Here is a 26,324-nt window from a genome sequence, read left to right on the forward strand (position 1 = left end):
TCTCTTAGAGGAATGATTCGATACTCAATTAGAAATTCCTGGTTAGAAGATTCTCTCTACTTTTATTTCCTTCTGCACCCTGTAAAAATTATTTTTGGGTTGCTCACAGGGTGCGGAAGATGGGTTACATATCCCGTTAAAAAATTTTATACAAGGGGTGTTCTTGACTGGTCGTACGCCGCCCAGCCTGGCGCCGTAGGCGATAATAGCACTGGCCGTAGCGCAGGCGGGGTAAACCCAGGGGGAATGGCGGATAGGCCCGTAAAAGATGAAATCGGCGCCGTATACCAGAGACAACGTGTAAACAGCTACCCCCGCCGCTACCATTGCCCTTTCCTCCTGAAGGCGTGATTTCTGCCAGGTGTGGAAAGCGTTGGAAGGCGAGCAGCCGGCCGGGTAGCCCAGCTTTTCTTCCTTGATCATTATAGCACTCCAGAAGGTACCCGGCACATATTAGTGGAATTTTTGTACCGGAGTTATTAAATTAAACCCTTACGATGAGCACTGATGAAATTCCGGCAGTGACGATCCCTCCCACACAAAACTTCAGTTGAAAGTACAGTCCCCATTATTTCTCTGTCAAGAGGATCGAGGATCGCCGCATCCAAACCCTCATAAAGAGCAATGGTCAGGAAGTGCCGGTTAATCATCTTTCTTTTTGGTAGACCAAATGAAATATTGCTTAGTCCGCAGGTAATTTTCACCTGAGGGAATTCCTCTTTCAGTCGGTGCATCACTTCAATAAACTTCAGCATTGACTGATTATCGGTGGCGAGGGCGATCACTAGGGGATCTATATAAATTCGGTCTTCAGATATACCATAGCTCTTCCCCTTGTTGATCAGGCTTCTCGCAATATTCAAACGGCTCTCCGCATCTTTTGGAATCCCATTATCATTTATGGTAAGGGCAATTACATCCCATCCATATTTTAATGCTAAAGGGAAAATTTTTTGGGGTTTATTTCCTTCTTCTGAGACTGAGTTGATTATTCCCTGCTTCTTAACATATGGTATCACTGCAGCCAGGGCTTCCGGACTTGGGCTATCCAAGCAGAGTGGAATACTTGCCACTTCCTGTACCACATCTATCAACCATTTCAAACTCTCTACCTCGATACTAGGGCCCGTACCGGCACAAACGTCAATGTAATTTGCCCCTGCCTCTTCTTGATCCTTGGCTAACTTTTGTATGAACTCTACATCTCTTTTAGTTATTGCTTCGGCTACTCTTTTAATGCTACCATTGATTTTCTCCCCGATAATAATCAACTTAATATCTCTCCTTCTCCTTCAACGTAATATGATTATAGATTATGGTACTACTTCAGGAACGATTCGGTAGGCATCCCAGTGCTGGCATATCCCCAGTTTTGAGCCTGCTTGGACTCGAAAGCGAGCGACTTGAGCCGAGCGCAAGTCCTGCCCGCGAGGACACCCCCGCGAGCGAGAACCAAGCAGGCTTATAGGCTAAAACCGGGGATAACTCAGGGAGAACATTGCTAGATTGAAACTGGCATAGTTCACTTGTGCATTAATATTTTAATATACCCCATATTCTTTTGCCGCCTGAATCATTGCATGTACATTTTCTGGCTTTGCGTTATCGAGAGATGCTCCAGAACACAAAATAAATCCTCCTCCTTTACCCGCTACGTTTATTAGCTTCTTGCAGTATTCTTCCACTTCTTGCGGGCTACCTATTTGCAATAACGATAATGATACATTGCCCATTATGCAAGCCACATCGCCCAAAATATCCTTTGCTTTAGCCATATCGGTATTATCAAAATACCATATGGTTTTCCCTTTGGGGATATCTCGAACCACTTCCAATCGGGTGTTATAGCCCCCTTCTGCAAACAATCTTGGTACTAAGCCTTCTTCTACCAACCCTATGATAACTTTTCTTAAAGATGGCCAGTAGAAGGTTTTAAATTGTGCATCTGAGAGAAAACCATCTGCTCCTTTGTGTAAGGGTATACCGACCAGCGGAGAACCCGTTTTCTTTGCCGAAGTTACGCCCCACCTTATGGCAAGCGGTGTCAGCCTTTCAATTGCTTCCAACAATTTTTCCGGTTTACGGTACATATCCAACATTATGCCGCGCGTTCCTCTAAGGGTATCGCCAATTATGTCAAATGGTGCTCGCGTTGTACCTCCACCGAAAGCAGGAAAACCATTAGCCCTCAATGTACGACCAATTTCTCTAACTTTTGTCGACCATTGAACTGCTTCGTTTCCTGCTGCTATTAGGGCGTTTAAAGCCTCTTGGACCTCAGGCAGCCCGAAGGGTAAGAAGCTATTCATTGCAGTAGTTTCTAAAACTTCGGTAACAGGAGCAAGTTTGGTAAACGGCTCGAGAGCTCCAAAAACCCTAGGTAAATATACCCTAAGCCAGAAATCAGAAGGATCCTCAATTAAATGATCATACTCATCGGCTTTCATATATTCTGCTTCCACATACTGGAAATCAGCATTAGGTGGTAATCCATAACCTGGCCATTTATATTGTTTATTGACAAGGATTTCATTAAATTTGCCTGATATAGGACCGCCCGAATATGCGTCTGGTACAAAATCCATTACAACCTTTGTATATGCAAATACAGCCTTCTCCGCGTCATACATAATATCTTGAATCGTCATGCCTGTATAACGAGCAGGGTAAAGTCCTACTCCTAGGATTACGGGTACGCGGTCAGGGGTTTCTTTTAATTGAATGGCTTTCTTTATTCTGTTCGCCCTGCTTTTATATGCTTCTTCCGCTTCTGCGCTTACGAACTCAATACCCGAAGGCGAAAGCCACTTTTCAAACATTTTTTCCTGTTTTTCTTCTGATGTCATCTTTTTATTCCCCTCCTATCCATTTTTTAGCAAGCGCAACAGCCTCAACAGCATCTTTTCCATAAGCATCTGCACCTGCATACTGTCTTACATTTTCATTACATTGACCCCCACCAATCATGATCTTAACTTTATCACGCAAACCCGCCTCTTTAATAGCATTCACTGTGTCCTTCATCGCATCAAATGCCACTGTTAAAAGTCCACTCAATGCAACTACCTGGGGCTGAAACTCCTTAATAGCTTCCACAAACTTGGCCGGAGGAACATCTACACCAAGATCTAGAACTTCAAAACCGTTTACCTCCAGCATAAAACTGACTATGTTTTTGCCAATATCGTGTACATCTCCTTCAACCGTTCCTATGAGCACTTTTCCTAAGCGCCTCGCAGTAGCACCTTTGCTTAACCTGGGTTTTACTAACGATGCTATTTCTTTGAGTATCTCCCCTGCCATTATAAGATCCGGTAAGAAGTATTCGCCATTTTCGTAGCGTTTACCTATGATATCCACACCTTGTTGAGCCAGTTCCAGGACCTCTTCTGCCATTGTCCCGCTCTCGAGCATCTTTTGGGCTATTGTAATCGCTTCATTCTCCTGCAAATTTGCTAGGGCTTCAACAAATTCATTTTTCACAGTTCCTTTCCTCCTTGATATGATAGTAATTCAAGGTTCAAACCTATGGCCTTTGAAAAGGTAGATAGCGGGCAAAGAAGGTTTTTGGGGTTCCCAGGAGAAACCATCTGTGAGGATGGTTTTGGGGCGGCGCTATCCCCCCTTGCACATGAGCGCTCGATGAAGACTGCGTCCCCACTCCTGACGGATACCGCTAACCCCCACAATGCGCACCCAGTCCTTAAGGCCGGTAGCAGCAGCCGGCTCGTGCATCCCTTAAGGCTGGGACGGTGCTAATGGCGCAAGGCCGCTGGATGAAGTCAGGGCTGCTGGGACCCCAAAACCTTTTGTTAACCCCCACACCCAGGGAAAGGAGGTGATAAGCGCATGTCGGTCTTGTTCGTGGGTATTAACGTTAGCCTCCGGGAAAATAGGCCCGGTTCAGATCCTAATGTTAACTTTTTATTCTTCAAGAGCTTTAATGGGTTGTTCCCTTATCAAAATTAGTGCAATAAGGGCGATTAACGCAACTATAAACAGAACATTCATAGCAGTACTAAAGGCGGCAGGTACATAGCCTCCTCCTTTTTGTATAATAACACCCCACGTTTGGATCATAGCGCCAGAACCCAAAAGATTTTGCAGAAGCACCTGTGTTGAACGTGCAGTACCTATATACCTGGGACCGACTAATGTCCTTAATAATGCTATACCGGCATTTACTCCAACAGAAGTGCTGAAGCTGAAACCTCCAAACAACGCAAACATCATGGCGATTATTGTAGCCTGTTCCAAGGTCGTAGCACGTTTCAAGGTTAAAGCAAACGTTATTATTATAATCATTGTTATAGCATGTGCTATTATATTAGTAAACTTGGCTCCTTTTTTACTCGCTACATATCCTGCAACATATGCACCTATTAGTGTGCCAAAAGAGCCTGTTAATAAAATATTGCCGGCAGTAACTATATTTATTTTTAGAACTTGCTTCAGTATTACGCCACCCCAACCTGCGAATAACGTTTGATATATTGTCGCGTTAATGATAGCGAATACTAGAAATAGCCCATACTGCGGCTGTTTTAATAGCACACCCAAGCCAGCGAGGGGATTTGTCACCTCTCTCTTAGGAACCTCAGCGGAGGATTGTTCAGTTGGTATTAAACCCGCATCCCTTGGACTGTCTTTTACAAGCAAAAATATACTAACTGTGATTATAGCTGCCAATATACCTAACGTTAAGAAAGTGTTTCCCCATCCTAAATTAGTAAGCATCAATGCAAGCGGCGTTGTTGCCAGCATTGCTCCAAGTCTTCCAATTGCTGCTACCGTACCATTTACATAAGCAAATCCTTCTCTACTCTCCCATCCTGCTATCAATTTTATAATAGCGGTGTACACAGACAGTGCACCCATAGCTATTAATGCTCTTCCGACAAGGATAGCGGTAAAATTGTTTTGAAAAACAACTAATGCCAATGTTCCTATTGACATAAGAGTATACAACACTGCCATTGAACGTCTTGCACCAATATAATCGATCAATAATCCACCAGGGATAGCCGCAGCAGCAGTAGCGTAGAACCATACTGCACCAATCAAAGCAGCTCTTGCAGGAGTCAGGTTGAATTTTTCAACCAGAGCCGGGGTGATCATTCCGCCAGAAGTAGTATGGAAAAAGGTATATATCAGAGCTAGGCTTGCAATTACATATCCTATCATTTTTATTTTACCTAACCTATTTAACCTTTCCCTTTCATCTATGGTTATCTCCATATTGCAGTTCCTCCTTCTGTTCAAACCGTTCTTCTATCAGCTCCATACCCTGGCGGCATTCTTCGATAATGGCCAGGGGAGCTCCTCCAGCTGCCAGCCGGGCCTTTACTTCAGTTAATTAATACCTTTTTCTCTTGCAAATCAGCCAAAAGTTGTCCCGCAAGCCCATCCCCACACGCCCCTTTTTCCCAAGATTTAGCGAAGTCATCGACCTTCTTGTATGTCGGTCAAGTCCAGAATATGGTGTAAAATTTTTTTACTAGACGGACTACCTTTCCTCCGACCATTACTTAGGTTATACCATAATTTACCTCCTTCCCTGTTAATACCAATTTGGGTTCCGTATAATTTGCTTCTGCTTTACGTTTCCTCAACCGTAACGCAAATTCATCTAACAGAGGGAATTTTGCACCAAAATCGAGACTTGACCTTGTATACCGGTCTATACATATATTCTACTTCTGTTTGATAATTCCTGCTTATAATCGAACAAAAAATTTTGATACCATGTTGTTTATTTTCCGGGGAAAGATGGTGGACAAAACAGACAGTTAAACCAGGGCCCGTCTCTCTTCTGTACTCACGACCCTCATCCCCAGCCAGCGCCGGCAGATGGCCACTCCTTCCCCCGCCTCCCGCACCCAGGCGTCAGCACCCACATACTGGCAAACCCGCTCGTTGACCAGGCCTCCTATAAGAACTTTGACCGCAGGTTTAGGAGCCAGCATGCGGATCAGTTGGACGGTCCGGCGCATGGATTCAAAAGATGAAGTCAGTAAAGCAGATAACCCCAAAACCCGGGCACCAGTTTCCCGGAGAATGCTTAAAAATATATCAGGTAGGATGTCCACCCCTGCATCATAGACGCGGAAACCTTCACATCGAAGCAGGGAGATAGTTATGTTCTTGCCGATGTCATGGATATCGCCCTCTACCGTGCCAAAAACGATGTCAGCTTTGCCAGGCTGCTCCTGAGAGATTGGCGAGATAGCCAGAAAGGGTTCTAGAACCTGGAGAGCTTCCTGGAATATTTCCGCCGACATTACCAGGTCACTTAAGAAATATTCTCCCGCTGCATAACGTTCCCCTACTATTTTAAGCCCCTGCCGGCATTCTTCTACAATTTCCAGGGGCAGCTTCTGTTCGCGGAGGGCTTGCTTGACCAGTTCAAGGACCTTCTTTTCTTCAAATTCTGCCATAGCCAGGGCTAAAGGTCCCAACACACAAACCACCTCTCGTCCTTATTTTAGGCTCTTGTAAGCTTGCACCTCAGAGTCTAAATTGCCATGGAAACCGAAGTCAACTGATACCGATCGCCACGGTATAAACACCATCCCCACCCCACCGGCCGGCCATCCCCGGCCAGGAGTACCTGCTCCAGCAAGAAGGCCGGCGAGCCCGGCGCCACACGTAAAGCCCGGGCCTCTTCGTCATTAAGGACCGTCGCTTGCAAAACCATTTTACTGCTTATCGGGAGAGCCTCGGCATGTTTCTCCACCATCTCCGGGAGCGCCTGGTACTGGAGCTCGTTCTCAAGGATGGGCCGTCCCCGGTCGTAGCGGAGGTATTTACGATCATAGGCCAGGGGCTCTCCCCCGGCTAAAAGGGAACGGCGGATATAGAGCACCTTCGTCCCTGCCGGAACTTGTAATTTCCCGGCTGCCTTTTCCGGCGCGGGAACCAGCCTGGCTTCCAGCAACCGGACACTGGAGGTTAAGCCCCGTGCAGCCGCCTCCTTGTGGAATTCTTCCATGACAAAAACAGCGCGGTCCAGCTCGGGCCGGGAGACAAAAGTACCTTTCCCTCGTTCAGTGCGAATGAGACCGGCCCTGGCCAGCTGGCTCAGGCTGCGGCGGACGGTCATGCGGCTTAACCCGTATTTTTCGCTCAGCTCCGCTTCGGAGGGTAAAGCCTCGCCCGGGCGGTAGTCACCCGCCCTGATCTGGCGTTCTAGGATCTGTGCCAGCTGATAGTAAGGAGGTACAAAAGAGCTTTTGTCTATAGCCACGTGTTAACCCACCTCACTCAGGTAGAAGTAACCAGCTTAACAACCCTGGGTTCCAAGGAAGCTTTGTCGTTTATACAACTATTCTCCATTTATTTGATAATTCCTGCTTAAGGCAAACTAATAGCAGCATTAATTTAGCTCAAGCAGAGCACTCGCCGCTACTACTTTTTTCTCTTGTGTTTTATATATGTTGCTGTATAATGTATATGTATATTACATTACAGAAGGAGGTATTAAAGCCATGGCTGTACGCACCCAGATTTACTTGCCAGAAGAACTTTACGAGCGCTTGCGTAGACGCGCGGTTATTACTGGTAAGTCCATGGCCGAACAAATCAGAGAATCGCTGGAACGCTACTTTACCGAAATAGAAGCCAACACCCCGAAACTTGAAGATCCTATCTGGCAATTAGGCGACCGTATCCAGAGCCAGGATCACGATCTTTCCACCTGCCATGATGCTTATCTCTATCCCCGGAAAGGCCGGTAAACATGAAGCCCTTTTTTGTTGATACTTCCGGCTGGTGTGCTGTATATGACCGCTCGGATGATAACCATGGGAAAGCCTTTTCCTTCTGGCAAAAGATAGCTTCCGCTGCGGGCACGCTATATACCAGCGATTATGTAATGGATGAAACCCTTACTTTACTCCGAGTTAGGACCGGCCATACATCAGCAGTAGAATTCGGTCGCCTCATCCTCGCCAGTAAAGTGGTAAAAATTGTTCCAGTTTCCGCATCCAGGTGGGAAAAGGCATGGGAGCTCTTCATAAAGTTTGGGGATAAGGATTTTTCTTTTACTGACTGCACCAGTTTTATAATTATGCAGGAATTACACTTGAGGGAAGTACTGGGTTTTGACCATCATTTTCGCCAAATGGGTTTTATTCTTTTACCAGATTAAAATTAAAAGGCCCCGGCTAAGTCCAGGGGGCCTCTAGATAACTGTTGTGGATAGGATGCTTGCTTTTACCTGCGTCCCGGCAGGTTGCCGTTGTGAATTTCAAAACTCCAGTTGAGACCGTTATTGTTGTCCCAGTTGTTGGCGCTGTCCTTGAAGCAGATGTTCAGGCGGCTGCCGTCTTCCACCCGGATGTTTTTCACCCAGCCGTAGCCGGTACGCTCCATGCGGTAATCATAGATATTCTGCCAGTTATTAGCGTCCCCGTAACCGGTATGCATCCATACCTGGTCGGCGCCGCAGGCATCCAGGAGGCCGTGGTAAAGGATGGTCACTTCATCGCCAGCGGTAATGGGTACCGGGTCCACCACCACCCCGCCGGGATATTCGGCCGCCCGCATCTGCTGCAGGCGCGTCCGCTCATCACTTACAAAGCGGCTGCGGTTTTTATCGCCCAAATCTATAACCTCCCCAGGGAAAGTTGCTAAAATTAGTTTCCCTGGAGCCAGGCCGGGCTATGCAAAAACTGCTACTTTCTCGCCGGTCCGGTAATAGCGCTGCTCTCAGACACCAGGCGCGAAAAATGAGTTTAGAGATGCAGGTCGGTTCTTTAGGAACTTACCGTCTTTCCAACCAGTCTTTACTGGCATATTTCGCCCTTAACTCGTCCAATCGCCCTTTTTCCCCATCTGTCAGCTCTCCCCGTATAAATTCTAAGCCGTAGAGCCTGGTAAAGGCCCGGGCTATACCGGCCTTTATTTCCTCTCCTTCGACCCGGCGGCCTAAAATGTCCTCCAGGCCGCAGGCCTGGTGGTAAAATTTATCCTTGAGGCGCTGGCGTACGGCTTCCGAAGGCATTTTTAGGACGGCAAAAAGGTCGTCAACATTTAAGGCGATGACTATCGACCCGTGCTGGAGGACCACGCCCCCCTTACGTGTCTGGGCGCTGCCTACCAGCTTGCGGCCGCCACAGGTTATCTCATACCAGGAGGGGGCATCAAAACAGGCGGCCGAAGTATGCTCATCCTGGCCTCCTTTGCGGCCAGAGGCAATCTCCACTGGCGCTCCCAGCTCCCTTAACCCCAGGGCCAGGGCCTCCGCCAGGCGCAGGTAAGAAGGGCGAATCCCGCCAGTCATGAGGGGGTGGTCTTCCCGGGCCACCACGCTGTAGGTGACTTCATTATCATGGAGTACGGCCCGGCCGCCGGTTAAGCGGCGCACCAGCCCCAGGCGCCGTTCTTTCACGGCCTCCAGGTCAATTTCTTTCTCTAACTGCTGGAAATACCCCAGGGAAATGGTGGGCGGCGACCAGGCGTAAAAACGTAAGGTCGGCGGCGTTTTGCCTTCCCGGTGCTCCAGGAGGATGGCCTCGTCCACGGCCATGTTGGTGTAAGGATCGGCCACGCCGGTATCTAATAGCCGCCAGGTTTCAGCTGGCATAGATTTACCCCCCTGGTCCTAACTGATTAGATCGCATTAATATTTCTTAAGGATATCATGATGACCGCAAGCTAGTAATACCAGAGTATCACCGGTCCGCTCAAAAATAACCCGGATACTAATGCTGGCATAGGCTTCCCAAAAGGGTGTTCCTTTAATACGGTGTACCTTGAGGGAAGGATGGCACGGGTTTTGAGCCAGGAAGCGTATGGTTTTCAACACGTGCTTTTGAGCTTCTTTGCTTAACTCTTGAAACTGTTCCAGGAAACTATCAGTCCTTATTATCTGAGGCATTCTCCAGTTCTCCTATTAATTCTTCAACATTGCCGTAAGCCTTAACTCGCCCTTCCGCCAGATGCTGCAAGCTCCGTTGCATCCTTTCCTGCCATTCCTCGCTCCAGAAATATTCCTGTTGCCTGGGGTGCCAGTCAACCGGGACAAGGCGAAGGCTGGTACCATCTTCGGCCAACTCTAAGCGTATATAATCACCCTCTTTAAGGCCCAGTTTCTTTGCCAGTTGACCTATACTGATAAGCATCCTCTTCTGCACTTGCTGAATTATTGCTGGTTCCCGATTCATGTCTGGTGCACCTCTTATTGATTCTGTTTTTCTGTATTATACCACACCGCTCAATAATGAAAAAGCCGGCAAGATAGGGCTTGCCGGCCTTAATTATAAATTCTTCGTGCTGCTTACTTTCCCTGCCAGCGTAAAACCGGGTTCCTGGCCGCACCCACCTCGTCCAGGCGCCGCACCGGGGTGTTATGGGGAGCCTGATGCAGAACCTCCGGGTCCTCGACTGCCTCTTTAGCAATAGCTATCAAAGCATCGCAGAAGGCATCCAGGGTTTCCTTGGGCTCGGTTTCCGTGGGCTCGATCATCATGGCCTCATGGACAATCAGGGGGAAGTAGATGGTCGGCGCGTGGAAGCCGTAGTCCAGTAGGCGCTTAGCGATATCCAGGGTATGAACGCCGGCCTCATTTACCTCCTTGGGCGGCGCAATTACAAACTCATGCTTGCACACCCGGTCGAAGGGCACCTTAAAGTAGGGCCTGAGCCGCGCCAGCATATAGTTGGCGTTTAAAACGGCCTGCTCGCTGGCTTCCTTCAGGCCGGAAGCTCCCAGGGTACGGATATAGGCATAGGCCCTGACCATCACGCCGAAATTACCATAGAAGGAACGTATCCGGCCGATGGTCTGCGGCCGGTCGTAATCCAGGTAATACCGGCCGGCATCATCCCGGGCCACCACCGGTACCGGCAGGAAGGCCGCCAGGTGCTTTTTCACCCCCACCGGGCCGCTACCGGGTCCGCCGCCGCCGTGGGGGGCGGCAAAGGTCTTGTGGAGGTTCAAGTGCACCACATCAAAGCCCATATCCCCCGGCCGGGTAATACCCATTATGGCGTTCAGGTTGGCGCCGTCGTAATAGAGGAGCCCGCCAGCTGCGTGGACCAGGTCGGCCATGGCTTCAATATCGCTTTCAAAAAGACCTAAAGTGTTGGGATTGGTCAGCATGAGGGCCGCCGTCCGGGGGCCGACGGCAGCCTGCAGGGCTTCCAGGTCTACCAGGCCCCGCTCGTCCGAGGGTATCTGGACTACCTCCAGGCCGGCCATGGCGGCGCTGGCCGGATTGGTACCATGGGCGGAATCCGGCACCAGCACCTGGCGGCGTTCCAGGTCGCCGCGGCTCTGATGATAGGCGGCAATTATGGCCAGGCCGGTAAACTCGCCGTGGGCGCCGGCGGCCGGCTGCAGGGTAACGGCGTCCATACCGGTGATTTCCGCCAGGTACTCCTGCAGGTTGTACATGAGTTCCAGGGCGCCCTGGGCCGCCTCAACCGGTACCAGGGGGTGCAGGTTGGTAAAGCCGGGCAAAGCGGCGACCGCTTCATTGACCTTGGGGTTGTACTTCATAGTGCAGGAGCCCAGGGGGTAAAAACCGGTATCCACCCCATAGTTCATGCTCGCCAGGTGGGTAAAATGGCGGACGACTTCCACTTCGCTCAGCTCCGGCAGGGCGGCATCAGCCCGGCGGCAGGCCGCTGCCGGGAGGTAATCTTCTACCTTCCCCGGCACGTCGCACTCCGGCAGGGTATAACCCCGCCGGCCGGGAGCCCCCAGTTCAAAAAGCAGCGGTTCCGTCCTCATGCCAGGATCCCTCCCATGGCCGCTACCAATGCGTCAATTTCGGCCCTGGTCCGCACTTCCGTGACGGTAAAGAGCATGGCGCCGGCGATTTCCGGGTAATAAGGGCTCAAATCAAAACCGGCGGCAAAACCCTGAGCTGCCAGGCCCCGGGCCACTTCATCAGGCGTGAGTTTCGTCCTCAGGACAAACTCGCAGAAGAAGGGGCCATTAAAGACCGGCGTCACCCCCGGCAGGGCGGCCAGCCTGGCGTAGGCGTAGTGGGCCTTCAGCAGGCACTGGCGGGCCACTTCCTTCAGGCCCTCCTTACCCAGGGCCGCGAGATATATGGTAGCCGCCAGGGCGCAGAGGGCTTCATTGGAGCAAATATTGGAAGTAGCTTTTTCGCGGCGGATATGCTGCTCCCGCGCCTGGAGGGTCAGGACAAAGGCCCGTTTGCCTTCGACATCCGTGGTCTGGCCGACGATACGGCCCGGCAACCGCCGTACCAGTTTCTCCCGGGCGACGATGAAGCCCAGGTAGGGACCGCCGAAGTTCAGGGGATTGCCCAGGCCCTGGCCCTCGCCTACGGCCAGGTCGGCCCCGTATTCCCCCGGTGCCGTCAGCAGCCCCAGGGAAATGGGATCCACGACGGCAATGCTTAAAGCCCCGGCCTTATGGGCCAGTTCCGTTGCCGCGTCCATAGGCTCAATTTGACCAAAGAAATTGGGATTCTGCAGGACAACCCCGGCCACTTCCTTTCCGGCCATCTTTTCCAGGGCGACCAGGTCCGTCCGGCCGTCGGCCAGGGGTATCTCTTTAAGCTCAACTCCCTGGCCTTTGGTATAGGTGGCCAGGACGGCCCGGTACTGGGGATTGACGGCCCGGGAAACTAAAATCTTCCGGCGCCTGGTGGCGTTGCAGGCCACCAGGGCCGCTTCGGCCGTGGCCGTAGCCCCGTCGTAATGGGACGCCGTGGCTACATCCAGGCCCGTAAGTATACACATTAATGATTGAAATTCAAAAATGGCCTGTAAAGTCCCCTGGCTGATCTCGGCCTGGTAGGGCGTGTAGGCCGTATAAAACTCCGACCTGGCCAGGAGGTTGCCAACAACGCTGGGAATGTAGTGCTCATAGGCACCGGCGCCCAGGAAGGAGACCAGCCTTTTATTCTTTCCGGCCAGCTCCTCCAGATGAAGCAGGACCTCGGCTTCCGCCATGGGCCGGGGAAGATCGAGTTCCCGGCCCAGGCGGACGGCCGCCGGTATGTCGTTAAAAAGCTCTTCCATCCGGTTGGCACCGCAGGCCGCCAGCATCTGCGGCCGTTCAGCTGCCGTGGTGGGAATGTACGTCATCCCCTTACTCCCCCTTCTCCTCCTTCACCAGCTGCCGGTAAGCGCCGGCATCCATCAGGTCTTCCACCTCAGCCGGATCACTCATTTCCAGTTCGATCATCCAGCCCTTGCCGTATGGGTCGGCGTTAATGTCCTGGGGTGAATCCAGGAGGGCTTCATTGACGGCGACGACTTTGCCGCCTACCGGTGCGTAAACGTCGGAAGCCGACTTCACGGACTCGACGACGCCAAAGCTGTCACCGGCAGCCAGTTCGTCGCCCACCTGGGGTAACTCGACAAAGACGATATCTCCCAAAGATTCCTGGGCGTAGTCGGTAATGCCGATGCGGGCGCGGTTGCCCTCAACTTCCACCCATTCATGATCCTTACTGTAATACAGGTTAGTAGGGAATTCCATGTTCCCATTCCTCCTTCTTACTTTTTGGTCCGGCGGTAGAAGGGGAGATCCACCACCACGGCGCGCTGCAAACGGTCGCGGATGCTCACCTCTACTTCGGCGCCGGCACTAACACTTCCTGCTGCCATCAGGGCCAGGGCAATATTTTTCTCTAAAGTGGGGGCATAGGAACCGGAAGTAATATAACCAATTTCCCGGCCACCCGCCAGGACAGGGTACCCCGGCCGGGGGATGCCCCGGTCGACCATGGCCAGGCCCACCAGCCGGCGTTTTATGCCGGCTTCTCTTTGCGCCGCCAGGGCCGCCCGGCCGTTGAATTCACCCTTCTCCAGGCAGACAAAGCGGCTTAGGCCCGCCTCCAGGGGGTTGATGGCCGGGCCCAGCTCATGGCCGTAAAGGGGCAGGGCTGCTTCGAGGCGCAGGGTATCCCGCGCCCCCAGCCCGGCCGGCACCAGGCCCGCTTTTTGGCCTGCGGCCAGGAGCTGGCGCCACATGGCGGGGGCGTTACCCGCCTCAAAATAGATCTCAAAACCGTCTTCCCCCGTATAACCGGTGCGCGAAATCAGGCAATCCACCCCCAGGACCCGGCCCCTGGTCCAACGGTAGTAGCCCAGGAGAGCAATTTCCACATCCGTCAGGGGCTGGAGGATGGCCAGGGCCAGGGGACCCTGCAGGGCCAGCTGGGCTGTGGCCGGGGAAATATCGCTTATCTCCACTGCCAGGCCGGCGGTGTTCTCCCGGATCCAGGCAAAGTCTTTATCGATATTCCCGGCATTGACTACCAGCAGGTACTCGCCTTCTCCCTGGGGATAGACCAGGAGGTCGTCCACAACGCCCCCGTCCGGGTAACACATGGGACTGTAAAGGACCCGGTCGCCGGTAGCCCGGGCGGCATCGTTGGTGATTAGTTTTTGCACCAGGTTAAAGGCATCCGGTCCTTTAATGACAATCTCGCCCATGTGGGAAACATCGAAGAGCCCGGCGCAGTTACGTACCTGGCGGTGTTCTTCGATAATGCCGGTGTACTGGACGGGCATCAGCCAGCCGCCGAATTCCACCATCCTGGCCCCGGCACCTATATGTTCTTCATACAAAGGTGTCTTTTTTAACCCCGCCACCTAATCCACCTCGCTTTGTTAGTATGTCCATAAAAAAAGCCATCGCCGCATCATGCGGTGATGGCCTCTGTCCTGGTACCTGAGAGATTAGGCAGCTGCCTGCCTTCCCCTTTGGTGTTCCTTAAAGCCAAGCTTTAAGGAAGCTCTCCAGAGTTGGGTCCGGGAGCGGTACTTTTGCCTGAGAGGTTCCTTACCCCGTCACCCACCCGGGGAAAATTGCTCCTTCGGCGCCCTGGAAAAGGGTCTCTTCCACTCCCTTCATCCGCCCGGTATGCAGTTTTATTTTCAAGTTATTATATTCTATTCGTCCTGCAGGTGTAAATTCCTGCCGCCCAAAAAAATTTTTCAGTTAATTTTGCCTTGAACTTTATGCTGTCTTACCTGTGTCTAATGTTTGCGTAGAGGTAGCTGGCGGAAGGCTTGCTCCACCAGCCTCCGGGCGGTAAGGCAGGCAGCTACCCCGCCGGTACCGGTTTCCCGTAACGATGCCGGCAAAGCTCGCCCCACCTGGACCATGGCGGCTATTACCTCGTCAAAGGGTAGATAACACTGGAAGCCGGCCAGGGCGATGTCGGCTGCCGCCAGGGCATGGGTCGCCCGGTAGCGTTGCGCATGACACAGGGGATCTCCACCAGGCCACCCACCGGGTCACAGACCAGGCCCATCAGGCCCTGGAGGCTAATTGACCATAACTTACCCCGCAACAATCCTAGTCCCCGAACGACCGGCTACGGCCTCGGCAGCCCTGGCCAGGGAGCCGATGATGGCCTTCTCGCCCCCCGCCTCTACGAAGGCAATGGCGGCTTCGACCTTTGGTCCCATGCTGCCCGGCGGGAACTGGCCCTCCGCTAGATACCGGCGGGCCTCACTGGCGGTCAGTTCCTCTACCTCCCGCTGGGTGGGCCTACCGTAGTCCAGGCAGACCCGCTCTACGTCCGTCAGCAGGAAAAGGACATCAGCCCCTACCTGGCTGGCCAGGATCGTGGCCGCCCTGTCCTTATCAATGACGGCCTCCACTCCTGCCAGGCTACCGTCGGGACGGCGCACCACTGGGATGCCCCCGCCGCCCGCGGCGACAACAATAACTCCCGCCATAGTTAAAGCCTTGATGGCTTCCTTCTCGATAATCTCCAGAGGTTTAGGGGAGGGTACCACCCGGCGCCAGCCGCGGTTACTATCTTCAACCATGCGATAGCCCCGTTCCTGCATCAATTTTTTGGCTTCTTCCTGGGTGTAAAAGGGACCTACGGGCTTGGTGGGATTTTGAAAAGCCGGGTCGTCGGCCGCAACTACCACCTGGGTAATGACCGCGGTCACCGGCACCTGGAGACCCTGGCGGGCCAGTTCATAACCCAGGATCTGCTGGATGGCATACCCTATGGAACCCTGGGTGTTGGACACCAGAACATCCAGGGGCATGGCCGGGACAATATCCTTGGCCAGTTCATTTTTAATTAGCAAATTCCCCACCTGAGGCCCGTTGCCATGGGTTAAAATCAGGCGATAACCATTACGGACAAGATCGACCAGTTGCCGGCAGGTGACAGCAACGTTGGCCTTTTGCTCGGCAAAGGTCCCCTTTTCCCCGGGGCGGGTGATGGCATTGCCGCCAAAGGCCATGACTACGGTCCGGGGCATCTTACTCCCTCCTGTGTTATCACTCTTTATTTTATGCCTTTATATTCAATACAGATTTAATTATTCCTGCCGGCGCCAACAGATTTTTAAGTAAAAATTAAAAACAGGGGTGGTTTTGCCACCCCTGCTAAACCAGCACCGTTCCAGGCGTTGTTGCCCTGAGCATTAAAGGCTTGTCAGGTGGTAATTTAAAACAAATACTTATACCCCTTATAAGCAGCCCAGATAAGGTTTAAAATCCCTTTTTCTACGTCAACACCAGCCCTTCCGGAGGCATCAAACGTTACCTTCAATACCCTGCCGCCAACCCTGAGCTTAAAGACAGGTTCTTCCTTGTCTGCTAACAAGAGGAAACCGTTGTTCTGGCTGTTCGTAAAATCTTCTTCCCTCCAGAAAAGAGTTAATTTATCCTTATAAGGAGCGCCGTCATAAGGGCAAAATGTCGCGCAGTTCCCGCATTCATTACACATACCGTCCACATGAATAATCTGGTTTAAATTCTTGTAACCACCATTTCCAGTCTTAACAGCAATGTTGGCCCTGTTGGGACACACTTCCACACAAATATTACATACAAAACCGCATTCCAGGCATCGCTCATATTCATTACTTAAGTCCAGGAAGGAAGGGGCTTTCAGGGTTCCTTTTTTCAGGTTAATTTCCTGCAGCCTTTTTTCCTGTGCAAACGCTAGCCTTATACCAAGGTCGTTCAAAGCACCTTCCCTGGCGAGAATGGCCCCGGCAACCTTACGGCCGTCGGCAATAGCCTCCACTATTGTGGCCGGGCCGCGCAGGGCATCGCCGCCGAGAAAAACATTTTCAACATTTGTTTCATTGGTAGCAGGATTAATGGCAATTTCCCCTTGCGCGTTAACCTCTATACCGTTCTTCTGCAGGATACTATAGTCCACACCCTGGCCGATGGCAGAGATAACGGCATCAACTTCGATATTTTCAAACTCACCTTCTTGAGCAACTACATTCATCCTTCCGGAGGCATCCGGTTCGCTAAGTTTCATCTTTTGACACTGCAGTACACCTTCCGACCAGGAGTACGGGGACAAAAGCTCCTTCAAAATTATGCCCTCCGCCAGGGCAGCTTTGAGCTCTTCCCTGCTCGCCGGCATATACTCTTTCGTTCTCCTGTAGACTATATAAACTCTTTCTACGCCTTCCACCCTCAGGGCCGCCCTCGCGGCATCCATAGCCACGTCCCCGCCGCCGATGACGGCCACCTTTTTCCCCAGCTGCACAGTATTCCTGTCCGCTTTAAACTTCTCCAGGAATTCAATAGCGCTCACTACTTTTTCTGCGCCGCTCTTTAGATCCAGGGCTTTAGCTTCTCCCGCCCCTATCGCCAGGTACACGTATTTATAGCCGTCCCTTTTTAGCTGCTCGACGGAAAAGTTCGGATCGGCGCCCAGCTTAAATTCGACGCCCGTCCCTTTAATCAACTCCAGATCGTTTGCAATTACTTCCCTTGCAATCCGGAAAGGCGGGATAATATACTCGACGGTACCGCCGGGCTTTTCCCTTTGGTCAAAGATGGTGACACCCATGCCGGCCTTTGCTAAAAAATAACCTGCAGCCAGGCCCGAAGGACCAGCCCCGATAATTGCCACCCTGGGTGTTTTTCTCGCGGTCGCCTGCCCTTCTCTTTGCTCATGAGGCCGGCAGCCGTTTTCGGCAGCCATCTTCTTTATGGCGCGAATGAGAACCGGCTCATCATAGTCCAGGCGGGTACACTTGGCGGCGCAGTGCTGGGTACAAATCGTTCCCGTGATAAAGGGCAACGGGTTTTTTTCAATTATAAGTTCGTACGCCTCGCGATACCTTTGCTCCCCCACCAGCCTGATATACTCCGGGATGTCCTGGCCAATAGGGCAGCCAACGGTACACGGCGCTATAAAGCAATCTGTTAAGGGTAATTTCTTGACTAACTTCCGGCTCCTGACTCCTCTTTTTTCCTTCAGGTAATCGGGATCTTTAAAGGCGCCGGCCGCAAGTTCGGCGAGCTTTTCCACGTCTATAGTATCTGTTGCCCTGTCCTGCAGGTGAGATTCCAGTTCCCCGGCAATCTGCTGCAACCTTAGATAGCCTCCAGGCTTTAAGAGCGTCGTTGCTACGGTAATGGGCCATATTCCCGTCGCGAAGATGCGAACAATGTTAAAAGCATCTCCTCCTCCGGCGTAGGAAATTTTCAGCCGGCCGGCAAATTCCGCAGCCAGCCTGGAGGCAAGATTAATGGTCAACGGATACAGGGCCCGGCCTGATAAATACATTTCTTCGCCCGGCAATTCGCCTTTTGTGTTTTTCACCGGCAGGGTATTGGAAAGTTTGACGCCAAAACCCCTTTCCTGTTCCTGAGCAAACCCTTGCAGCCTCTTTAATAAGGCGAGGCCATCTTCATATTGCAGGTCGTGGCTAAAAGACTCTTCTTGCAGGTGGATGTAATTATAACCCATCCTGGCCAGGGCATCTTTTACAAACTCATAGCCCAGCAGGGTCGGATTGAGCTTGACAAAAGTGTGCAGTTTTTTTTCAGCCAGGAGATACCGGCAAATGGTTTCTATTTCTGCCGGCGGGCAGCCGTGCATGGTGGAAAGGGTGACGGAGTTACATATGTTTGGTGAGATGCTGTCGATAAATCCTTCATCCACCACCGCAAACCTCTTAATTTCTTCCTTTAGCACCGTCTTGCATTCCTGGAATATGGCGGTATTTGAGGCGTCCTTGAGCCCCTCTATGAATTGGTCAACTTTGGGAGATTTTATGCCCTTTAAGTCATAGCCAACGCTCATATTAAAAATGAAGCCCCGCTGGTCCGAACCCCACAGTTCCTTTTGCAAAATGTGCAGCAAAAACCATGCCTTGACATACTCTTCCAGGGCTTCCTCAATGGCCAGTTCGGTTGACCATTCCACATTATAACATTCATCCGCTGCGGCGATACATGGCTTCGGAATGTCCAATTGGTCAAGCACCTGCACCGTCTTCAGCTCAAAAAACCTGCCGCCGGATAGAAAAGCAGCAACTATATTCTGTGCCAGCTGCGTATGGGGACCGGCAGCCGGTCCAATGGCGTTCTCCAGATATTCTCCGAATAATTGCAGGTAGACTTCTCTTCTCCTCTGGAAAAATTTTTCCTGCGGTAGGCCAAAAATGCTGCCGTATCTCTCTTTTTCTGCAAGTACCCAGTTTAAGAGTTTCCTGAACGGCATCGGACGCATTATGCTACCCATGCGTTATCCCCCCATATGAAAATACAATGCCAGTCCCAACTAAAAAAATCTGCTTACCTGATAACATTTTTTGAAAAGCCGGGCGTTGCCGCCACCTTATCTTTCTTCCCGGTCGTAAGGAATGGACAGGGCACCGGGGGCGCCGATGTGTTTCACCAAGGTCTGACGGGTGGCAATGATCAGGACCACCAGGGTCAGGATATAGGGTAACATCTTTAAGAAAAATGAAGGAACGGCGATTTTGGTGGCCGCCTGCAGGGTATAGGTCAGGGCATCCACCCCGCCAAAGAGATAGGAACCAAGGAGCGCTTTAACGGGGTCCCAGACGGCAAAAATAACCAGGGCTACGGCAATCCAGCCCCGGCCGGCCGTCATGTTTTCCAGCCAGCTGGGAGCATAGGCCAGGGAAAGGAAGGCGCCGCCGGCCCCGGCCAGCATGCCGCCAATGATGACGTAGATATAGCGCAGGGCAAAGACATTGACCCCCAGGGCGTCGGCTGCCGCCGGGTTCTCCCCCACGGCCCGTAAATTCAGGCCCGGCCGGGTACGGTAAAAATAGTACCAGAGCAGCGGTACCAGGACATAGGTTAAATAAACCAGGGGGTCGTGGCGGAATAAGACCGGACCAATAAGGGGGATATCCGCCAGGAAGGGTATGGCCACGGGCTTAAAGCTTAAGGGCAGGGGAATACCAACATAGGGTTTGCCCAGAAAACCGCTTAAACCGGTACCAAACATGGTCAGGGCCAGGCCGGTTACCACCTGGTTGGCCCGTAAGGTGATAGTTAAAAAGGCAAAGATAGCTGCCATCAACCCGGCCGCCAGCAGGGCCACCAGGAAGCCCAGCCAGGGGTTACCCGTGCGCACCGCTACCATGAAGCCGGTCACGGCTCCTACCAGCATCATGCCTTCTACCCCCAGGTTTAAAACTCCGGCCCGCTCGGCCAGGATTTCCCCCAGGGCGGCATAAAGGATGGGCGTACCGGCAGTTATGGCTGCAGCCAGGGTGGCAATCCAGACAGAATTTTCCATATTATTTTCCCTCCTTACGGCCAAAGTGCAGGCGGTAGCGGGTTAAAATCTCGCCTCCCAGGACAAAGAAAAGGATGGCTCCCTGGAGCATGGATACCGTCGCCGCCGGCACGCCGGAAGTCTGGACGCTGTAACCCCCGACAATGAGGCCGCTAAAAAGGAAAGATACCAGGATGATGGTCGCCGGGTGGAGTTTGGCCAGCCAGGCAATAATAATGGCCGTATAACCATACCCCGGGGAAATACCGTGCTGCAGGCGGTGGGTAATGCCCGCCACCTCGCTCATGCCGGCCAGGCCGGCCAGGGCGCCGCTCAACAGCATGACCAGGATAATATTGCGCTCAATTTTAATCCCTGCATAGCGGGCGGCCCGGGGGCTTTCACCAATAACCCGGATTTCATAGCCCCAGCGGGTACGCCAGAGAATAATGGTCAGCATAATAGCAGCCAGCAGGGCAAAAATCAGGCCCAGGTGGATGCGAGTACCGGCAATGGTCGGCAGGATTGCCGCCTTGCTGAAGGGTGCGGTCAGGGGGAAATTAAATCCTTTGGGGTCCTTCCAGGGGCCGTAAACCTGGTAATCCACCCAAAGGATGGCCACATAGTTTAACATTAAAGTGGTAATGACTTCATTTACACCCCACCTGGCTTTTGGCAATGCCGGCAACACGGCCCAGAGGCCGCCCATAGCGATACCGGCTACAAACATGGCCGGCAGCATGATATAGGCCGGCAGGTTGGGAAAGGTCAGGGCCACAAAGCTGGCGCCAAAGGCACCCATGTAGAATTGTCCTTCCGCCCCTATATTCCACAAGAGCATGCGGAAGGCCACGGAAACGCCCAGGCCCGCCAGCATCAAAGGGATAGCCTTGACGACGGTTTCCGATAGGCCGTACTTGGAGCCGATGACGCCATAAAGCATGCTCTGGTACACCTTTAAGGGGTTAAATCCTGTCGCTGCCAGAAAGATGGCCCCCACCCCCAGGGCCAGGATGACGGCAATGACAGGAACTATCACCGCCATGACCCGCGAGGGCTCCAGGCGTTTTTCCCAGGTGAACAGGGGTGCCGGGGCCGGCCCCGGTAAGGAAGATCCAACCATCAGGCACTAACCTCCATTCTTTTCGCTCCGGCCATCATCAGGCCTACCTCCTCAACGCTGGCCTCTTCGGTAGCCACCAGGCCCATAATTTCGCCTTCATACATGACGGCAATGCGGTCGGCCAGGCGGAAAAGCTCTTCCAGGTCTTCGGATATTAAGAGGATGGCCGTCCCGGCAGCCCGTTGTTCCAGGAGCAGCCGGTGCACTGTTTCGGTGGCGCCAACATCCAGCCCCCGGGCCGGATAAACGGCTACCAGGAGGCGCGGCCGGGTGGAAATCTCCCGGGCCAGGAGTAACCGCTGCAGGTTGCCGCCGGACATCATCTTCACCGGGGCATCCAGGCCGGCCATCTTGACCTGAAAGCGTTCCACCAGTTCCCTGGCCCACTGGCGCGCCGCCCGCCTGTTGAGGAGGATTTTGCCCCAGCGGGGGTGGCGGTATTCCTTCAGGAGCAGGTTATCGACAGCCCCCAGGTTGGGTACCAGGCCCATGCCCAGGCGATCCTCGGGTATATAACCCACCCCGGCGTTTATTACCCGGCAGGGATCACACTGACCTAACTCCTGGCCGGCGACGGTAATAGTCCCACCCTGGGAGGGTCTTAAGCCCGCAATAACCTCCGCCAGCTCGCGCTGGCCATTACCGGCCACCCCGGCTATACCGAGGATCTCGCCGGCATAAACTGCCAGGTTTATGCCCCTTAAAGCCGGCAGGCCTTTATCGTTTAAGGCCTTTAAATCCTTTATCTCCAGGACTTTATCACCTTTCCGGGGTGCAGGTTTATTCACCTGCCATAAGATCTCCCGGCCGACCATCATCCGGGCCAGTTCCTTCTCGTTTGTTTCGCTCTTTTTGACGGTGGCTACGGTTTTACCGCCCCGTAAAATAGTGATGGTGTCGGCGGCATCCATAACTTCCTGCAGTTTATGGGTGATAAAGATTACGGCGCAGCCCCGGGCGGCCATCTTCTTCAACGTCTGGTACAGGTCCCGGGCTTCCTGGGGGGTCAAAACCGCCGTCGGCTCATCCAGGATCAACACCCGGGCATGCCGGTACAAAAGCTTGATAATCTCCACCCGCTGCTGTTCGCCTACCGAAAGCTGCCAGATACGGGCCTGGGGATCTACCTGGAGGCCATATTCTTTAGAAAGGGCGGCTATCTCCCCGGCCAGCTTGTTTAAGTTGAGTTTGAGGCCACCCTTTAAGCCTAAGGCCACGTTTTCCGTCACCGTAAAGGGCGCCACCAGGCGGAAATGCTGGTGGACCATACCGATGCCCGCCGCAATGGCATCCCGGGGTGAACGGAAATTCGCCCTCTGACCATCAATATAGATTTCACCACCATCGGGCCGGTACAGGCCGGTAAGGATGCTCATGAGGGTGCTCTTACCGGCCCCGTTTTCCCCCAGCAGGGCATGAATTTCCCCCGCCTGGACGGATAGATTAACCCCGTCGTTGGCCACCACGCCGGGGAAAACCTTGGTTATTCCCCGCATCTCTACCAGGGGTACTACCATAAAAAAATGCCTCCCTCAAAACCTTCTCGCTTATAATTCGCTCTCTAATGGCGAATTCCTGCCCTAAAACATAATTTATAATTAAATTTTAGCCTTATTAGTATTGTATTACTTAACTCTCGATTTATAGTTAAGGCCGTGGAAATAAATTCCACGGCCCCTGGTTTAGAGCGCTCCTTTTATTTCGGGATCTCGCCTTCTACACCTTCGACAAACCAGTTAAAACCGAGGACATCTTCGTGACTCATTTTCTGGCCTTCCGGCACCCGGACTTTGCCGCTCTGGTCCTTGATGGGGCCCTGGAAGACATAGAACTTACCGTCAATAATCTCCTGCTTCTTCTGATTTACCAGGTCGCGAACCTCCTGGGGTACCTTGTCACTGAAGGGACCCAGGTCAACAATACCGTCTTTCATGGTCCCATAGTAGTCTTCTGATTTCCATGTCCCGTTCTTGACGGCTTCCACTGTTTTAACATAGTACGGGCCCCAGTTCCAGATTGGCGATGTCAGGTTGGCATTGGGGGCGAACTGGCGCATGTCACTGTTATAGCCAATACCGTATTTGCCGCGCTCCTGGGCCGCCTGCTGGGGCCCGGGCGTATCCTGGTGCTGAGCAATGACATCGGCGCCCGCATCTAAGAGGCGCAGGGCTGCCTGCTTTTCGGCTGCCGGGTCGTACCAGGTATTGGTCCAGACTACCTTTACCTTAACGTTGGGATTAACTGAACGCGCCCCCAGGGTAAAGGCGTTGATGCCGCGGATCACTTCCGGAATGGGATGGGCCGCCACATAACCCAGGATATTGGACTGGGTCATTTTGCCGGCCACCATGCCCGAGAGATACCGGGGTTCTTCCATGGCCCCAAAGTAAGTGCCGACATTCTTAGCCGTCTTATAGCCGGAGCAATGTAAAAAGACCACGTCGGGATACTTTTCCGCCACCTTAATGACGTAATCCATGTAGCCAAAGCTAGTAGCGAAGATTACCTTGTTGCCCTTTTCCGCCAGTTCCGTCAGGACCCGTTCGGCGTCAGCCCCTTCGGGGACGCTTTCCATATAAGTATTGGCATCCACCCAGGGTAACTTCTCAGCCAAATACTTGCGGCCCTGGTCATGGGCCCAGGTCCAGCCGGCGTCGCCCACGGGTCCCACGTAAATAAAGGCTACTTTAAACTTCTCGTCTTTAGCCTGCTCACCGGCCGCCGGCTTTTCCCCGCTCTGGCTGTTCCCGGCGGGCTTCTGGCCGCTGCAGCCGGCGGCAGCTACCGCTACCATCAGGGCCAGAAGTAACACTAGTATGAAACGCCATCCTTTGCGCATCATGTGTCCATAGCTTGTCCTCCAAGCTATGGAGTCCACCTCCTTTTTGATGTTTTTTTCACCAAGGCCGTTGCTGCTTTATTCTTTCCTATATAGCTCCCACCCCCTTTAACTGTAACTCCCGCACGACAAATCCCCGGGAAACTTTCCCGGACCAGGCTGCTATCAATATATGGAACAAATTAAAAACCAGGCTCCCGCAGCGCTACAAAGGTTAATCACCTTCGTAGCCAAGGTGATTCCGGTCACCTGGTAGATACTCCCGGACCAATTTCCGGGATTATACGAAGACTTCAAGACTTCCACTTTGTATATATAAATTCGCCGTTCAGTCTTAAAATCCTGCCAGCATTATATGACCGGATAAAATATTATTAAATGTATACTGTATAAAATCATTTTTTATTAAAGGAAATTACATGGCTATGTTGAATATACAAAACGCCTCCATAATAGATGGAAAGAAAATACCCTGGCCAAAGCCCTGCGGGGTGAACTGCCGCCCCAGTGCCTGAACCCGGAAGTCTACTACCGGCAGCAGGGAATGTAAATTATTTAGCGAAAACAAATCCAGTTAGAAATACACTTAGTTCCAAGGAGGATAAATTCATGTTTGAAAACCTCTTAGCCGCTAAAATGGCCAACCTGGGTACGGAAACGGCCTTCATGGTCCTGGCCAGGGCTAAAGCCCTGGAAGCCCAAGGCAGGGAGATCATTCACCTGGAAATCGGTGAGCCCGACTTCGACACCCCCCGCAATATCATCGACGCCGGTATTAAAGCATTAAATGCAGGTTACACTCATTATACCCCGGCGCCGGGCCTGCCGGAAGTCCGGGCGACAATTGCCGAGTATGCCACCCGGCAGAAAGGTGTCCCTTATACAGCCGAGGAAGTAGTCATCACTCCCGGCGGCAAGCCCATTATGTTCTTCACCATCCTGGCTTTGGTTAACCCCGGCGATGAGGTTATCTATCCCAACCCCGGTTTTCCCATTTACGAATCAGTAATTAACTTCGTCGGGGGCAAGGCCGTTCCCATCCCTCTAAGGGAAGAAAATGACTTCCGCCTGGATGTCGACGAGCTGGCAGCTTTAATTTCGCCCAGGACCAAACTCCTGATCATCAATTCTCCCGCCAATCCCACCGGCGGTGTGCTGACGCCTGAAGACGTGGCGCGCATTGCCGACCTGGTTCGCGGCAAGAACATATTCGTCCTCTCCGACGAAATCTACGACCGTATCGTCTATGATGGGGCCCAACCGGTTTCCATTGCCGCCCAGCCCGGTATGAAGGACTGGACCATTATTTTAGACGGTTTTTCCAAGACCTATGCCATGACAGGTTGGCGCCTGGGCTTCGGCCTCATGCACCGGGAACTGGCCGAACGGATTGCCCAGTTGATGGTGAACTCCAATTCCTGCACCGCGGCCTTTACCCAGAAGGCCGGCCAGGAAGCCCTGACGGGTCCCCAGGATGCCGCCGCGGCCATGGTGGCTGAATTTAAAAAGCGGCGGGATATCATCGTTGATGGCCTTAATAGCATACCCGGCATTACCTGCAAGCGACCCCTGGGTTCCTTTTATGTCTTCCCCAACATCAAGGGCCTGGGCCGTTCCAGCCAGGAAATGGAAGCCATCCTCATGGAAAGGGCCGGTGTGGCCGCCTTAAGCGGTACAGCCTTTGGTAAGTACGGCGAAGGCTACCTGCGCCTTTCCTACGCCAACTCGGTGGAGAACATTAAAAAGGCCCTGGAGAAAATTGCCGCCGTTGTCAAAGAGCTATAGAGAAAGGCCGGGAATTTTTGGGCCTTAAAAAACGTCTACCCGGGGGTTTGCCAACCCCCATGTAGACGTCTTCGCCTCTGGGAACTTTACATTGTCGTCCTGT

The 26,324-nt window shown here is 52.6% G+C and carries 24 protein-coding genes, 1 pseudogene and 3 riboswitches; of the genes and pseudogenes, 3 read left to right on the top strand and 22 right to left on the bottom strand.

Going from position 1 to position 26,324, the window contains the following annotated elements; all coding sequences use genetic code 11:
• Positions 1-42: 42 nt before the first annotated feature.
• From MOMUL_RS08795 to MOMUL_RS08825, 7 genes are all read right to left on the bottom strand, one after another.
• Complete coding sequence (locus MOMUL_RS08795; RefSeq protein ID WP_062284214.1) at positions 43-423, bottom strand: pterin-binding domain-containing protein; 381 nt, start codon at positions 421-423, stop codon at positions 43-45.
• 56 nt (positions 424-479) lie between these two features.
• On the bottom strand, positions 480-1,271 hold the full coding sequence (locus tag MOMUL_RS08800) for a methyltetrahydrofolate cobalamin methyltransferase (RefSeq protein ID WP_062284216.1): 792 nt from the start codon (positions 1,269-1,271) through the stop codon (positions 480-482).
• Positions 1,272-1,541: 270 nt separating this feature from the next.
• Positions 1,542-2,846, bottom strand: a complete 1,305-nt coding sequence (locus tag MOMUL_RS08805) for a uroporphyrinogen decarboxylase family protein (RefSeq protein WP_062284217.1) — start codon at positions 2,844-2,846, stop codon at positions 1,542-1,544.
• Between the two features lie 4 nt (positions 2,847-2,850).
• Positions 2,851-3,483 carry a cobalamin B12-binding domain-containing protein gene (locus MOMUL_RS08810; protein ID WP_064774375.1) on the bottom strand — a complete coding sequence of 211 codons (633 nt, stop codon included), beginning with the start codon at positions 3,481-3,483 and terminating at the stop codon, positions 2,851-2,853.
• Between the two features lie 441 nt (positions 3,484-3,924).
• Positions 3,925-5,238: an MFS transporter gene (locus MOMUL_RS08815; protein ID WP_062284221.1), complete on the bottom strand. Its 1,314-nt coding sequence runs from the start codon at positions 5,236-5,238 to the stop codon at positions 3,925-3,927.
• A 551-nt stretch (positions 5,239-5,789) separates the two neighbouring features.
• A complete protein-coding gene (locus MOMUL_RS08820) occupies positions 5,790-6,461 on the bottom strand; it encodes a cobalamin B12-binding domain-containing protein (protein ID WP_407937689.1) in 672 nt (223 codons plus the stop codon).
• Positions 6,462-6,514: 53 nt separating this feature from the next.
• Positions 6,515-7,246: a GntR family transcriptional regulator gene (locus MOMUL_RS08825; RefSeq protein WP_062284223.1), complete on the bottom strand. Its 732-nt coding sequence runs from the start codon at positions 7,244-7,246 to the stop codon at positions 6,515-6,517.
• Between the two features lie 241 nt (positions 7,247-7,487).
• Here MOMUL_RS08825 and MOMUL_RS08830 point away from each other — a divergent pair, with 241 nt between their 5' ends.
• Together MOMUL_RS08830 and MOMUL_RS08835 are read left to right on the top strand one after the other, a co-directional pair.
• Positions 7,488-7,736, top strand: a complete 249-nt coding sequence (locus tag MOMUL_RS08830; protein ID WP_062284225.1) for a ribbon-helix-helix domain-containing protein — start codon at positions 7,488-7,490, stop codon at positions 7,734-7,736.
• Positions 7,737-7,738: 2 nt separating this feature from the next.
• Positions 7,739-8,149, top strand: coding sequence for a type II toxin-antitoxin system VapC family toxin (locus MOMUL_RS08835; protein ID WP_062284227.1), 411 nt, complete (start codon positions 7,739-7,741; stop codon positions 8,147-8,149).
• 65 nt (positions 8,150-8,214) lie between these two features.
• Here the strand turns inward: MOMUL_RS08835 and MOMUL_RS08840 are convergent, their stop codons facing one another.
• The 15 genes and pseudogenes from MOMUL_RS08840 to MOMUL_RS08905 form a co-directional block, all read right to left on the bottom strand.
• On the bottom strand, positions 8,215-8,604 hold the full coding sequence (locus MOMUL_RS08840; protein WP_153018330.1) for a carbohydrate-binding protein: 390 nt from the start codon (positions 8,602-8,604) through the stop codon (positions 8,215-8,217).
• A 160-nt stretch (positions 8,605-8,764) separates the two neighbouring features.
• Positions 8,765-9,586, bottom strand: coding sequence for a lipoate--protein ligase family protein (locus MOMUL_RS08845; RefSeq protein WP_062284229.1), 822 nt, complete (start codon positions 9,584-9,586; stop codon positions 8,765-8,767).
• Positions 9,587-9,622: 36 nt separating this feature from the next.
• On the bottom strand, positions 9,623-9,880 hold the full coding sequence (locus MOMUL_RS08850) for a type II toxin-antitoxin system RelE/ParE family toxin (RefSeq protein ID WP_062284230.1): 258 nt from the start codon (positions 9,878-9,880) through the stop codon (positions 9,623-9,625).
• Positions 9,858-10,166, bottom strand: coding sequence for a hypothetical protein (locus MOMUL_RS08855; RefSeq protein ID WP_062284232.1), 309 nt, complete (start codon positions 10,164-10,166; stop codon positions 9,858-9,860). The genes MOMUL_RS08850 and MOMUL_RS08855 overlap by 23 nt, the downstream gene beginning before the upstream one ends.
• A 113-nt stretch (positions 10,167-10,279) precedes the next feature.
• Positions 10,280-11,737, bottom strand: coding sequence for an aminomethyl-transferring glycine dehydrogenase subunit GcvPB (gene gcvPB / locus MOMUL_RS08860; protein WP_062284234.1), 1,458 nt, complete (start codon positions 11,735-11,737; stop codon positions 10,280-10,282).
• Positions 11,734-13,068 (bottom strand): aminomethyl-transferring glycine dehydrogenase subunit GcvPA, encoded by a 1,335-nt coding sequence (gcvPA, locus tag MOMUL_RS08865; RefSeq protein WP_062284236.1) that lies wholly within the window; start codon positions 13,066-13,068, stop codon positions 11,734-11,736. Before gcvPA ends, gcvPB begins: the two co-directional genes overlap by 4 nt.
• 4 nt (positions 13,069-13,072) lie before the next feature.
• On the bottom strand, positions 13,073-13,465 hold the full coding sequence (gcvH, locus tag MOMUL_RS08870; protein ID WP_062284237.1) for a glycine cleavage system protein GcvH: 393 nt from the start codon (positions 13,463-13,465) through the stop codon (positions 13,073-13,075).
• A gap of 17 nt (positions 13,466-13,482) precedes the next feature.
• Positions 13,483-14,583 (bottom strand): glycine cleavage system aminomethyltransferase GcvT, encoded by a 1,101-nt coding sequence (gcvT, locus tag MOMUL_RS08875; protein ID WP_062284239.1) that lies wholly within the window; start codon positions 14,581-14,583, stop codon positions 13,483-13,485.
• A gap of 65 nt (positions 14,584-14,648) precedes the next feature.
• A riboswitch (glycine riboswitch) is annotated at positions 14,649-14,736 on the bottom strand.
• Between the two features lie 3 nt (positions 14,737-14,739).
• Positions 14,740-14,845: riboswitch (glycine riboswitch) on the bottom strand.
• A 251-nt stretch (positions 14,846-15,096) separates the two neighbouring features.
• Positions 15,097-15,248, bottom strand: a pseudogene (locus MOMUL_RS17320) (L-serine ammonia-lyase, iron-sulfur-dependent, subunit alpha); the annotation flags it as partial.
• A gap of 28 nt (positions 15,249-15,276) precedes the next feature.
• On the bottom strand, positions 15,277-16,221 hold the full coding sequence (gene arcC, locus MOMUL_RS08880; protein ID WP_062284241.1) for a carbamate kinase: 945 nt from the start codon (positions 16,219-16,221) through the stop codon (positions 15,277-15,279).
• A gap of 188 nt (positions 16,222-16,409) precedes the next feature.
• Positions 16,410-19,463 (bottom strand): putative selenate reductase subunit YgfK, encoded by a 3,054-nt coding sequence (gene ygfK, locus MOMUL_RS08885; protein WP_062284244.1) that lies wholly within the window; start codon positions 19,461-19,463, stop codon positions 16,410-16,412.
• 96 nt (positions 19,464-19,559) lie between these two features.
• Positions 19,560-20,495: an ABC transporter permease gene (locus tag MOMUL_RS08890; RefSeq protein ID WP_062284246.1), complete on the bottom strand. Its 936-nt coding sequence runs from the start codon at positions 20,493-20,495 to the stop codon at positions 19,560-19,562.
• 1 nt (position 20,496) lies between these two features.
• Positions 20,497-21,597: an ABC transporter permease gene (locus MOMUL_RS08895; protein ID WP_062284248.1), complete on the bottom strand. Its 1,101-nt coding sequence runs from the start codon at positions 21,595-21,597 to the stop codon at positions 20,497-20,499.
• Complete coding sequence (locus MOMUL_RS08900) at positions 21,597-23,114, bottom strand: ABC transporter ATP-binding protein (protein ID WP_062284250.1); 1,518 nt, start codon at positions 23,112-23,114, stop codon at positions 21,597-21,599. Before MOMUL_RS08900 ends, MOMUL_RS08895 begins: the two co-directional genes overlap by 1 nt.
• Before the next feature lie 179 nt (positions 23,115-23,293).
• A complete protein-coding gene (locus MOMUL_RS08905) occupies positions 23,294-24,439 on the bottom strand; it encodes a BMP family ABC transporter substrate-binding protein (RefSeq protein ID WP_062284251.1) in 1,146 nt (381 codons plus the stop codon).
• Positions 24,440-24,643: 204 nt separating this feature from the next.
• Positions 24,644-24,744, bottom strand: a riboswitch (purine riboswitch).
• A gap of 301 nt (positions 24,745-25,045) precedes the next feature.
• Between MOMUL_RS08905 and MOMUL_RS08910 the strand changes: the two genes are divergently transcribed.
• Positions 25,046-26,221, top strand: coding sequence for a pyridoxal phosphate-dependent aminotransferase (locus MOMUL_RS08910; RefSeq protein ID WP_062284253.1), 1,176 nt, complete (start codon positions 25,046-25,048; stop codon positions 26,219-26,221).
• The last annotated feature ends 103 nt before the right edge of the window (positions 26,222-26,324 follow it).

It is taken from the genome of Moorella mulderi DSM 14980 (assembly GCF_001594015.1).
Taxonomy (GTDB): Bacteria; Bacillota; DSM-521; order Neomoorellales; family Neomoorellaceae; genus Neomoorella; species Neomoorella mulderi.